At 67.4% G+C, this 12,884-nt stretch carries 4 protein-coding genes; all 4 read right to left on the reverse strand.

Annotated features, from left to right (window positions below; genetic code table 11):
• Positions 1–18: 18 nt before the first annotated feature.
• From AC2FNA_RS19030 to AC2FNA_RS19045, 4 genes are read right to left on the reverse strand one after another with little or no spacing between them, the layout of a single operon-like run.
• Positions 19–690 carry a 4'-phosphopantetheinyl transferase family protein gene (locus AC2FNA_RS19030; protein ID WP_496829233.1) on the reverse strand — a complete coding sequence of 224 codons (672 nt, stop codon included), beginning with the start codon at positions 688–690 and terminating at the stop codon, positions 19–21.
• Complete coding sequence (locus AC2FNA_RS19035; RefSeq protein WP_496829235.1) at positions 687–5,291, reverse strand: MupA/Atu3671 family FMN-dependent luciferase-like monooxygenase; 4,605 nt, start codon at positions 5,289–5,291, stop codon at positions 687–689. Before AC2FNA_RS19035 ends, AC2FNA_RS19030 begins: the two co-directional genes overlap by 4 nt.
• Positions 5,288–6,295: a glycosyltransferase family 2 protein gene (locus tag AC2FNA_RS19040; protein ID WP_496829237.1), complete on the reverse strand. Its 1,008-nt coding sequence runs from the start codon at positions 6,293–6,295 to the stop codon at positions 5,288–5,290. Before AC2FNA_RS19040 ends, AC2FNA_RS19035 begins: the two co-directional genes overlap by 4 nt.
• Before the next feature lie 4 nt (positions 6,296–6,299).
• Positions 6,300–12,725 carry a type I polyketide synthase gene (locus AC2FNA_RS19045; protein ID WP_496829239.1) on the reverse strand — a complete coding sequence of 2,142 codons (6,426 nt, stop codon included), beginning with the start codon at positions 12,723–12,725 and terminating at the stop codon, positions 6,300–6,302.
• Between the last annotated feature and the right edge of the window lie 159 nt (positions 12,726–12,884).

Below are 12,884 nucleotides of genomic sequence, written 5' to 3' on the forward strand. Positions count from 1 at the left end.
CGTAACCTCATTCGGATTTCACGCGGCAACGGCCAGTACTGTGATAATCAGCCCGCCCCCGCGCGCAAAACGCCCGTGCAGTGTTTCACCCCTGGAAAAGGGCGGTACATCGGTCTGAAAGGTGGCGGCAAAGCTCTGGCTGACGGGATCGGGCCTGACCGCGATGGCGTCGAACCCGATCAGGGCGCGGCTCAGCCGGTATTGCGCCTTGTAGGCGCATTCCTTGGCCGAGAAGATCAGCTTGGCCCAGTGCCCGGCCATGTCCTGCCTGGCCAGCCAGTCGCGTTCGGCGGGGGTGCACACGGTTTCCAACAGGTATGTGTCCAGTGGCGTGTCGGGCTCCATGTCCAGACCGAGGAGGCGAATCTCGCCCTCCCATGCGGTGGTGGCCAGACAGGCGGTGTCGGTATGGGTGATGCTGCCCACCAGCCCCGGTGGCCAGACCGGCGCCCGGTCGTTTCCCATAGGGATCGCCAAAGCCGGGGCGCCCAGTTCGCGCAGCGAGAGGCGGGCGGCGGCGCGCCCGGCGGCAAACTCGCGCTGCCGTTTGGCGGTGGCGCGGGACAGGGCGGCCAGTTCTTCGGGATAGGCCTGATGCGGCCCGGCGGGGTCGGTCGCGGCCAGCGCCACGCGCGTATCCAGCAGCGGCGCCGCCAGCATCAGCGCCCCGGTGGCCGCCTCCCCTGTCACCGAACACGTTCCTGCCGGTTGGCCCGCATCGCCCGCCGCCGCGACATCGTGCTGGCGCGTTCCTCGCTGTCGACGGTTGGCGGTGTCGGCGCGTCCGGGGTGCTGCCTTGTGACAGATGCGCGGCCAGCCCGCCCAGCGTGGGAAAGCGGAAGATGTCGGTGATCGGAAGGTTCGGCACGTTCAGCGCCGCGCGGATCTCGCGATGGGCCTGCACCGCCAGCAGGGAATGCCCGCCAAGGGTAAAGAAGTTGTCATCGGCCCGGATATCACCGACGCCCAGGATGCGCGACCAGATCGCGGCGATCTGCGCCTCGGCGCCGCTGACGGGTTCCGAGGGGGCGTTGGGTGCGGCGCGCTGCTGCACCGGTTCGGGCAGGGCCTTGCGGTCGATCTTCTTGTTGGGCGTCAGCGGAAACGCGTCGAGCGTCACGATATGGGCGGGCACCATCACCTCGGTCAGGCGCGCGGCCAGATGCGCGCGCAGGGCTGCATCCGAGACCGGCCCGCCGGTGGTGACATAGCCCACCAGCCTTGTGTCGCCGCCGATGTCGCGGGCGATCACCACCGCGCCGGTGACACCGGGATAAGAGGCCATTGCCGCCTCGATCTCGCCCAGTTCGATCCGCTGGCCGCGGATCTTGACCTGATGGTCACTGCGCCCCAGGAAATCGAGCTGCCCGTCGGCCCGCCAACGCACCAGATCGCCGGTGCGATACATCTGCGGTGCGGCGGTCACGGTCAGACCGGCCTCGGCGGCAAAGGGATCGCGCGGGAACCGCTCGGCCGTCAGTTCGGGGCGCTGCCAATAACCGCGTGTTACCCCTTCGCCGCCGATATGCAGCTCTCCGGGCACGCCGATGGGGCAGGGTTGCCCGCTGCTGTCCAGCACATAGACGGTGGTGTTGGCGATGGGCTGGCCGATATCGACCGTGCCCTCTACCCGGGGTGGCACCAGCGCGCAGGTGGACCAGATGGTCGTCTCGGTCGGCCCGTACATGTTGAGGATACGGGCGCCAGTCGCCTCGCGCAGATCCTCGACCAGGTCGCCCGGCAACGCCTCGCCGCCCAGCAGCAGGTGTTTGACCCGGCCAAGCGCCATGCGCGCCTCGTCGTTCATGGCGATCATCCGCGCCATCGAGGGCGTGCATTGCATATGCGTCACCCCATGGCGCACGATCTGGGCCGCGAGCGAGAAATCATCCTCGGCCAGCGCGCTGGGCGCGCGGACCCGCCTCAAAACCTCGGCCAGTGGTTTCAGCCCCTCCAGCACCACGGCGGGGTCGATGCCATAGTCGATGAGGCAGGCAACCTCGTCGACGCCGATGCGCTTGAGCTGTTCGACGCGGGCAACCGCATCGTTGATGGTGCCGAACAGGCCTGAGTCCTCGAAATACCGCTCGAAGGCGAAATCAAGGATCGCCTCCAACTCGTCGCCGCTCAGCACCCCTAGGTCCATTTCAAAGGCGTTGGTCACCCCTTTGGGTTTCTTGAACGCGGGGAAGGCCCAGGCATATTGCTTGATCAGCCCGGCGGCCGAGCGCAGGTAATCCTTCATCGGCTCGCGCGCGATGCGCGCGGCCTCTTCGCGGGTATCGGCCAGATAGGTGTGCAGCATCAGCGTCACCTTGAAACTGGCCGGGTCATGGCCCGCCTCGCGCAGGGCGGCGTGATAGATGCGGATCTTGTCGGCCACCTCGTCGATGCTCTGGCCCAGAAGGTGGGTCAGCACATTGGCGCCGATGGACCCGGCCTCGCGCCAGGTCTCCGGGTTGCCCGCGGTGGTGACCCAGAGCGGCAGTTCCTTGGACACCGGTCGCGGCTGGGTGACGACCGAATGCATGCTGCCATCGGCCTTGGGGAACTCCACCGCTTCACCGCGCCAGAGCTTGCGCAGGGTCTCGATGGTCTCGAACATGGCGGGCTTGTTGCGCGGCGGCGTGTTTTCCGGGCGCAGGATGAAATCGTCAGGCTGCCAGCCCGAAGCTATGCCAAGTGCCGCGCGCCCGCCGGTCAGGTTGTCGATCACCGCCCATTCCTCGGCGATGCGTGCGGGATGGTGCAGCGGCGCCACGCAGGAGCCCGCGCGCACGCTCAGGTTCTTTGTCACCGCAGCCACCGCCGCGCCGGTCACCGAGGGGTTCGGATAGGGGCCGCCAAAGGCGTGGAAGTGGCGTTCCGGCGTCCAGACCGCGTTGAACCCGTGCGCATCGGCGAATTTCGCGCCTTCGAGCAGAAGTTCGTATTTCTTCGGCCCCGGCCCGTCGTCATTGCCCCAATACATCAGGTTGAAGTCGATCGGCCGGTCACTGACCGCGATTGGGCCTTTCGAGACTTCGGCGCGGTTCTCGTCGGAACTCAGCACCACCTTGAAGCCGCGCGCCAGCGTCCAGAACAGTTCCAGCACCGAGATGTCAAAGCTCAGCGAGGTGACCGCCAGCCAGACGCCGCCATTGACATGATCGATACGGTCGTCCATCCCGGCAAAGAAATTGGCCACATTGCGGTGCTCGACGATCACCCCCTTGGGTGTGCCGGTCGAGCCCGAGGTATAGATCACATAGGCCAGATCGTCGGCGCTGGCACCGCCATCGACATTCTCGGGCTGTCTGGCATTTGCCAGCGGGCCAAGGTCGAGGATCTGCGCCTGCGTGTCGGGCAGGCTTTGTGCGCGGGCGCCATTGGTCACGATGATCGCGGCGCGGCTGTCGCTAACGTAGTGCGCGATACGGTCGGCCGGATAGGCGGGGTCGAGCGGCACATAGGCGCCGCCCGCCTTGAGCGCGGCCAGCGCCGCAATCAACAACTCGGGGCCGCGGTCGAGATAGATGCCGATATGGCTGCCCGGACCGGCGCCCATTTCACACAGGCGGGCGGCCACCGCATTGGCGCGGGCATTGAGTGCTGCGTAGCTGAGCGTTTGCCCCTCAAAGACCAGCGCCGGGGCCTCGGGTGTGCGGGCGGCCTGATCCTCGAAAGCATGGTGTATGGTCAGCGTCCGGTCGTAATCGCGGGCGCTGCGGTTCCAGTCGCTGATCATGGTCGAGCGTTCCGACGCCGGCAGAACCGGCAACGCGGAGACGGTATCGGTGTCGCGCGCGCGGCCCATCGCATGCATCGCGGTTTCCAGCCGCCGGGCCAGGATCTCGGTCTGGCGCGGGTCGAGCCGCGCGGCATCGGCAAAAAGCGTGGCATGCCCCCGGTCCAGCGCCACGGTTAGTACCGCCCCCGGAACCGGCCCGGCGCCATCCAGCGCCAGCGCCACTTGTGGTATGGTCCGGTGGGAAATGCGCGGGTCGCGCAGCATCAGGTCGGCGGGGGGCGCGCCCTTGGCGCGGGCGGCTTGGGCCGTCTGTTCGACCCAGCCTATCAGGTCGGCGCGGGTCGAGGTCAGCGCCGCCTGCAAAGGCACCCAACCGCTGACATAGCCGTTTGCGGCGGCCTGCTGCATGGCGCCGGTGGTCAAGGCCAGATCGCCATAGTCCTCGCCGCTGCTCCGCAAGGCCCAGACGACGACCGAGGCCATCAGAGCGGCTTCGCCCAGACCGTGTGGAACCGAAAGACGGTGCGGCGCCGGCGTGCCGGCCATGTCACCGCTGGCCAGCGGCACAGGCAACGGTCGCATCGCCGCGAGAGGCAGGCGCCAATGCCGTTCGGCGGGTAGCGCGGCGGCAAGCGCATGGTCGAGCGCAGCGCTCTCGGTGGCAGAAAGCGCGGGCAGGCGTTGCCCCTCGGGCGTCAGCGCGGTCAGATCGACCGGCGCGCCATCCAGCGGGCGCAATCCGCTCAGCACCAGATCGCCCTCGCCACAGGCAATGGTCAGGCGGTCGGCACTGGTGGACAGAACCGTGCCCGGCAGCGCGCCCGAGCGGCCTTCGGCAAGGGCGTGACCAACAGCCAGCACCCGCCCACCGGCCACGATCTTGGCGCAGGTCAGCGGGTTGGCATAATCACCGAAGTCAAGCGCCCGGACCATCGCGGCGAGCGTGGCGGCGGGTTTGGTGAAGTCCAGCCGCCCGGCGGCGGCAGGCCGGGCGTCGCGCCCGAAATAGCTGCGTTGGCTCAGATCCTGCGCCTGCCGTTCGAGCCCCTGCTCCAGCTGGTCGGCCACCCGTGCGAAACTGTCCAGCGCCGCGCCATAGCACTTGGAGTTCAGCGAGAACGCGGTGTCATCCTCGGTGATGTCGAACATCTGTTGCGCCAGGATGTCGCCCTCGTCGATGCCGCCTTCGATCAGATGCCAGGTCACGCCATAGCGGGTTTCACCAGCCATCAGCGCCCAGGTCGGAGTGTTCAGCCCGGCATAGCGCGGCAGCGGTCCGTCGTGAAAGTTGACCGCCCCCCGACGCGGCAGGGTCAGCACCGCCTGCGGGATTACCCGCAGGTTGGCGATGGAAAGCAGCCAGTCGAACCCGGCGCCCGCCAGATGCGGCTCCAGTTCCGAGATCTCGCGCATATGGGCGAGGCCCTTGCCCCGCGCCCAGGTGGCGATTTCGGCATCGGTGGAAACGACGGCGGCGATGCGGTGCCCGCGCTCGAGCAGCATCTCGCTGCATCCGATCAACAGGGATTCGTTTCCGATCACGACATGGGTCAGGCTCATCTGCTGTCCTCCGGAATGGCGGCAATTGGGGTGGGGGCGGTACTTGACCGGCCCAGCGCGGCGCGCAACGCATGGCTGACCAGATCGGTCAGGAAACGGTCGGGGTCGGCTTGCGGCTTGGCCTGCACCAGACGGCGCAGGCGCCAGATCGCAGCACCGGTCACAAGCGCCAGCGTGGCACCGGCGGCATAGGCCCGCCCATGGGTCTTGAGGTAATAGTGAAGCCGGGAATCGAACCAGTATTGCGGGGTCCGGTTCCAGCTTTTCATGCCGGTACTGGCCGAGCCGATATGCACCACGCCCACGTCAGGCAGGTAATGCGTGCTCCAGCCCTCGGCCTGGGCGCGATGGCAAAGGTCGGTTTCCTCGAAATAGAGAAAGAAGCGTTCGTCAAACCCACCGGTTGCCGCAATCACCTCGCGCCGGATCATCAGGCTGGCACCCGAGGCCCAATCGACTCTTGTGCGCCGCTCGGGCAGGGGGGGCGCGATAATACGGTCTCGCAGCAACCGGCTCAGCGGGCCGGTCCGGGCGGCCGCCTCGAATTCGCCCGCGGCGGTGGGAAAGCGAAAGGCGGTGCGGTGCGGATCATCGTCGATGCCGCGCACGGCGCTGGCGGCGAGTCCCGCATCGGGGGTTTCCAGCAGGAAATCTCGCAGGCCCCGGATGCAGCCCGGATCGGGCCAGGCGTCCGAATTCAAGAGGTAATAGAAATCAGGCGCGGCCCCGTTCGACAGACCCGCGTTCATGCCCACGTTCATCCCCGCGCCAAAACCGCCATTTCGCCCGCTTTGCACCAGCCGCAGCTTGCCGCTGGCCAGCCAGCCATAGTCGGTGGCGGCCTTTGAAAGCTTCTCGAACGAGCCATCGCCCGAGGCATTGTCGACCACCACGATCTCGCCGGGCAGATCCTGCATCTCGCGCATGGCGGCTTCGCAGGCGCTGATCGTCAGGTCGGGCGTGCGGTAGTTCAGGATGACGGTCAAGACGGTTGCGCTGGTCATGGGATCACTCCGCCGCATGCGGCAGGGCGCAGGGGCTGTCGATGGCGTTGAGCTGGCCGCGCAGATGCTCGGCCAGGACCGAGACATTGGGCACCAGCACCATGCTGTCATGGTCACCGGGCACCTCGATCACCTCGAGTTCGGCGATCCAGCGGCCCCAGTCGTTGTCGGGATAGACATAGTGGCGCTCATGATTGACCCAGTTGCCGCCCGACACCTGCCAGAGCCGTTCCAGCGGCGGCCGGAACAGCACCGTCGCACCCTCCCATGGCCGTAGCGCATAGCCCGCAGCAGAGCGCAGGAAGGCCGCCTCGATCCGCGTGTTGTTGAAGGCACCGCCGCCGCCGTCCTGAACCGGGCCGCGTCTACGCTGCACTTCCCAGGCAAAACGCGCCTTGACCCAATCGACCAAGTAACGCGGGCCGCGCTGGCGGAATTGTTGCAGCTTGATCAAGGCCTTGTCGCGGGGGCCAAGGGGTGGGCGCTGCGGCAGCGGGGTGTCGAGCAGTACGAGCAACGCCACCTCTTCGCCCGCGTCGCGCAGCTGTTGCGCGATCTCATAGGCGATTATGCCGCCGCCCGAGAAACCGCCCAGCAGATAGGGGCCGTGCGGCTGTACCTGACGCATCTCGGCGATATAGTCGCGCGCCGCCTCGGGGATGGTTTCATGCGGCGCGGCATCGCCCACCAGCCCACGCGCTTGCAGGCCATAGACGGTCCGGTCGCGACCCAGCATCAGCGCCAGGTGCCGCAGGTTGAGGACATTGCCGAACATGCCGGCCACCACGAAGAACGGGCTAGAATGGCCACCCGCCGCCTGATGCAGCGGCACCACGTGGGTCAGTTCGGGCGCGGCGGCTTCGGCTGTTTCCGGGGTGTCGCCTGCGCTGCTGCGGCCCAGCCGTGCGTCGATCCGCTCGGCAATGGCGGCGACACTGGGCGCCTCGAACAGCAGCGAGATCGGGAACTCCACCGCAAAGGCGCGGTTGATCTGGGCAAAAAGGCGCACCGCGATCAGAGAATGGCCGCCAAGGTCAAAGAAACTGTCCTGGGTGCCGACCTTGCTGACCCCCAGCAGGGTCTCGAAGAACCCGGCCAAGGTCTTTTCCGTCTCGGTCGCGGGCGCCACATAATCGGTGTCCAGCTCGGGCCGGTCAAAGCTCTGCCCGGTTTCCGCCGGGGCGGCGACCTGATCGGCCTCGGCGATCAGCCGCGGCAGGTCAAGCGAGCTGACCACCAGTTGCGGCAGGCCGGTGCCCAATGCGCGCACCAGCGCCTCGGCGCCTTCCTCTGCGCGGATGCCCTGGGCGATGTTGTGGTGCAGGCGCTGTTCCTCGGGCGAGAGCGGCGTTGATTTCCGTGCGGGCTCCAGCCCCAGCGCGGCGGCATCCGCATCGGCGCGTTCGGGATCGCTGAGGTCGATGGTGCCCGAGGTGCGCTGCATCTGGAACCCTTCGATCTCGACCAGCACGGCGCCCGTGGCATCGCTCAGGGTGATGTCGAAGGAGGCATGCCCCGCCACTGCGGCCTGATCCGCCGTCAGGCGCATCCAGCTGCGAATCTCGGCAGGCAGCGGCGCATGGACCCGGATCGCACGGTAGGACACTGGCACCCAGAGCGCCGTGTCATCATAACCAGCGGCCAGTTCGATGGCCCAGCCGGTGGCCAGATCGAGCAAGCCGGGATGCATCCGGTAGCCTTTGTCGAGATCGCCGCGATAGGCCTCGGGCAGGGCAAGCCGGGCCAGCCCCTCATCCGTGCCGCGCGCAGTGGCGCGCAGCACCTGCCAGCGCGGGCCGAATTGCAGGTGCCGTTCCTGCGGGCTGTGCAGCACCACGTCGGGCGCGGCGCTCTGTGCCTCGGGGCAGCGCGCAGCGATGGCAGCCAGGTCGAGCGGTTCGACCTGTGCTTCGGGCGCGGGCACTAGCCGGGCCTGCGCGTTCTGGGCATAGCCGCCACCGGGCAGGGCGCTCCAGACGGAAAAGGCAACGCCGTCCGGCGCGTCTTCCAGCCGGACTACCACCTCGCGCGGGGTGCCGTTCACCCTGAGCGGGCGGAAGAAATAGAGATCGCGGATGTCATAGGGATGCGTGATGCCCTGGGCGTGCAGCGCCTGGGCGGCCAGTTCCAGATAGCCGGTGCCGGGCAAGAGCGCGGTGCCATCGGCGGTGCGGTGTTCGTCGAACACCCAATCCTCGGCGCTCAGCCGCGAGACGAACAGGCGGTTGCCCGCCTCGTCAAACCCGGCCTCGTGCAACAGCGGCAACCCGGTCGGGCTGCGGGCGGTGTCGTGACCGGTGCCCAGCCGCGCGGCGCGGGCATCGGCGGCCATGCCGACATCGGCCCAGACCCCCCAGTTGACCGCGACCACCCGGGTTGCGCCGCCCTGCCGGCTGTCGGCAAAGGCGTTGAGATATTCGTTGGCAGCCACGTAATCGACCTGCCCCGCCGGGCGGCTGGCGGTCGAGGACGAGGCACAAAGCACCATCAGCTCTAGCACCCCGTCGGGGAACAGCTCGTCCAGCACCCTCAGCCCGGTCATCTTGGGCGACAGGACCCGGTGCAGATCGGCCTCGGTCTTGGCCAGTGCGGGGCCGTCGGCGATATGGCCGGCGGCATGTATCACGCCGGTGAGCGCGCCGAACCGGTCCTCGGCCAGGCTCAGCGCGCGGCGCATCTGGTCGATATTCGCCACATCGGCGGCAATCGCCATGACCTCGCCGCGCTCCAGCGCCTCCAGCTCGGCCAGGGCGCGCAGGCGGCGACTGGTGCGATCGGCGGGGCTGTGCCCGGCCAGCCAGGCGGCGCGGTCGGCGGGCAGCGGATCACGCCCCAGCAGGATCACGTTGGCGCCGTGGTGGTCCATCAGGTGGCGGGCCAGCGTGAGGCCGATACCGCCGAAACCGCCGGTGATCAGATAGGTGCCACCATCGCGGAACGCGGGCCCTGCATCGGTCAGTGGCGCGGGGCGGTAACTGCGTGCGTACCGCTTGCCGTCGCGCCGGGCAGCGATCGAGTTGCCGGGTTCGGCCAGCAGCTCTTCGAGTACCGCCGGGGTCAGGTCCTCGTCCTGTTCGGGCGCCGAGCCGCGCAGCCGCGCGAAAAGCGGCGGGCGCAGACGGGCGGGCAGTTCGATATCGACGGTCGCACAGGTCAGTCCCGGCATTTCATGCGGCAGCACTCCGATCGGCCCGGCGATGCTTGCCTTTTCGGGATAGACCAGCCCCTCGTCGCGCAGCCGCGCCGCGCCCGAGGTGAAGGCGGTGATATGTAGCGGTCCGGGTAGGACCACCTGCCCCAGCGCCTGCGCCAGCCAGGTCAGCCCAAAGAAGCCGTGTTCCATGTTGCGGTCATGAAAGCTCGAGCCGGGGCGAAAGCGCTCCGCCTCGGTCACAAGCCAGAAATGACCGATCCGGTCGGGCAACCACTGCTGCTCGTCCAGATCACGCAGCAACAGGTCATAGCCCATCCGCCCCTGTTCGGGCGCGAGCGTATAGCTGCCATCGTCAAGGCGCGCATAACTGTCGCCCGAGCGGACGCGGGTGACATGATGGCCAGCACCCTCCAGCCTTTGCGCGGCTTCCTCGGCCAGCCCGGTCTCGTCCATGAAGAACAGCCAGTTGCGCGGCGCGGCCTCGGCCAGCTCGGTGGCCGTGTCGATATCGCAATCAGCCAGACGCGGACGCCAGACCGGACGCCAGCCCCATTGGGTCAGGTCGTCGCTGCGCGCGGGCAGGGCGCGCGGCGCCTCGACCTGCCGGGTGCCGGGCTCGATGAAATAGCGGCTGCGCTGAAAGGCATAGGTCGGCAAAGGCAGGCGGCGGCGGTGCGCCTCGCCCCAGATCTGGGGCCAGTCGGCCTCGACCCCGCAGGCCCAGAGCCGACCGATCATGCCCAGGAAATAGGCATCGTCGGCTATCTCCTGATCGGGGTGGCGCAACGAGCTCAGCACCTGGCCCGGGGTCACGCCCGGGCACATCTGTGCCAGCGAACTCAACGCCTTGCCCGGCCCCACCTCGAGGAAGACCCGGTCGCGGCCCTGCGACAGCGCGTCGATGCAATCGGCGAAATGCACCGTGTTGCGCAGCTGCGCGACCCAGTAGTCGGGGCTGGTGGCCTGAGCCTCGGTCAGCACCGCGCCGGTGCGGTTCGACTGGATCGGGATTTGCGGCGCGCTCAGGGTGAGACTGTGCAGGAAATCGCCGTAGTCCTTCAGGATCGGCTCCAGCATTCGCGAATGCGCGGCAATGTCGATCTGGATGCGCTGATACTCGACCTCGCGGGCCTTCAGCACTGAGGCCAGCCGGTCCAGAGCCGCCTGTGGGCCGCTGACGGCGGTCAGGCGGGGGGCATTCACGCTGGCAATGTCCAGATCTTCGCCGATCAGCGCCTGTACCTCGTCCAGCGGCAGCGAGATCGACAGCATGCCGCCCGGCGCCACGGTGTCAAACAGCCGTCCGCGCAGCAGCACCAAGTCGATGCAATCCTCGAACCCGATCACACCGGCCAGACAGGCGGCGGTATTCTCGCCCATGGAATGGCCGACCAGGGCTGCGGGCCGCACGCCCCAGCTGAGCCAGAGCTGCGCCAGCGCATATTCCACGATCATGATCAGCGGCAGCTGCACCGAGGGCTGTTGCAGCCGGGCATTGGCCTCGGCCGTGTCCCCCTCGGGCAGCCAGATGGCGCGGATATCGTAATCGAGGCTCTTTTGCAGATGCTCCAGCCCCCGGTCGATCCATTCGGCAAAGACCGGCTCGACCTCGTAGAGATCGCGCGCCATACCCGCATATTGCGCCCCGCCACCGGGGAACATGAACACCACATCGGCCCCGGCCCCCAGCGCGTCATGGGTGAACACCCGGCGCGGATCGCCCTGTTCCAGCAGGTCGGCGGCCTCTTCGGCGGTTTCGACCACCAGCACGCGGCGTTTCTCGAACCCGCGACGGCCCTCTTTCAGTGTATAGGCCACATCGGCCAGATTGACGTCCGGATTGGCGCGCAGCCAGCCGGCCAACGCCTTGGCATTGCCATCAAGTGCGGCGCGCGAGCGTGCCGACAGGCACAGGATCTGGAACGGAAACTCGCTTTCGTCCGATGCGGCGCGCTCGGGCGCCTCCTCCAGGATGACATGGGCGTTGGTGCCGCCCACGCCCAGGCTGTTCACCGCGCCCCGGCGTGGCCCCTTGTGCGGGGTCCAGTCGGTCAGCCGGTCGTTGACGCGGAACGGGCTGGTCTCGAAATCAATCGCCGGGTTCGGCGCCTCATATCCCAGCGAAGGCGGGATCTGTTTGTGATGCAACGCCAGCGCGGTCTTGGCAAAGCCCGCAACCCCGGCTGCGGTGTCGAGATGGCCGATATTGGTCTTGACCGAGCCGATCTTGCAAAATCCGCTCTCGGCGGTCTGTTCGCGATAGGCCTGGGTCAGGGCCGAGACCTCGATCGGGTCGCCCAGATAGGTGCCGGTCCCGTGGCATTCGATGTAATCAATGGTCTCGGCTGGCACATCCGCCGCCTGCAGCGCGGCGCTGATTGCCTGCGCCTGGCCGCCGACCGAGGGCGCCAGATATCCGGCCTTGTCGGCGCCGTCATTGTTGATGGCACTGCCCTTGATCACCGCCCAGATATGGTCGCCATCGGCCAGCGCGTCCTTGAGCCGTCGCAGCGCAACCACGCCCGCGCCCGAGCCGAACACAGTGCCCTGCGCCCGGTGGTCGAAGGCGTGGCAATGGCCATCGGGGCTGAGGATTTCGTTCTCCTTGTAAAGGTACCCGCGCCCCTGCGGCAGTTCGATGGTGGACCCGCCCGCCAGCGCCATGTCGCATTCGCCCTCGCGCAGCGCCTTGCAGGCATAGTGGATCGCGACCAGCGAGGTGGAACAGGCGGTCTGGATGTTGATGCTTGGCCCGTGCAGGTCGAACACATGGCTGACGCGGGTGGACAGGAAATCCTTGTCGTTGCCGGTATGACGCAACAGGAACATGCCCACATCGTCGACCAGGCCGGGGTTCGAGCAGATGTTGAAATAGAAATAGCTGCCCATGCCGCAGCCGGCATAGACGCCGATGGGCCCGGCGATGGTCTCGGGCGGGTGGCCTGCATCCTCCATCGCCTCCCAGGCGGTTTCCAGGAATTGCCGGTGCTGGGGGTCGAGGATGGCCGCCTCTTTTGGCGAGAAGCCAAAGAAATCGGCGTCGAAGCGGTCGAACCCGTCCAGCGGCGCCGCCGCGCGCACATAATTCGGATCGGCCAGCCGGTCGGGGCGCTCGCCCGCCTCCAGCAGCGCCGCGTCATCAAGGACGCGGATCGATTCGATCCCGGCTTTCAGATTCTGCCAGAATTCCGCCGCCGACTGGGCGCCGGGGACATGGACGGACATACCGACTATGGCGATGTCATCCTGTTCGAACTTTACTTCACGCGTTGCCATGGCCAGACCAAACGATCCCGTTCGTTCACATCAGCCCGCCTACCCACACCCAATCTAGAGAGCGCCGCAGGGGGCGGAAAGTCTCTAATTTTAACAATCTCACCCGTACCGCGCTTAACCACCTGTATTCGTGACACAAAGTCTAGCGGGTTTGGAATA

The organism is Ruegeria sp. YKSD163 (genome assembly GCF_059612905.1).

Coding starts and splice junctions, on each gene's coding strand:
- AC2FNA_RS19040 (WP_496829237.1), bottom strand. CDS start 6,295: ATGACCAGCGCAACCGTCTTGACCGTCATCCTGAACTACCGCACGCCC.
- AC2FNA_RS19045 (WP_496829239.1), bottom strand. CDS start 12,725: ATGGCAACGCGTGAAGTAAAGTTCGAACAGGATGACATCGCCATAGTC.
- AC2FNA_RS19035 (WP_496829235.1), bottom strand. CDS start 5,291: ATGAGCCTGACCCATGTCGTGATCGGAAACGAATCCCTGTTGATCGGA.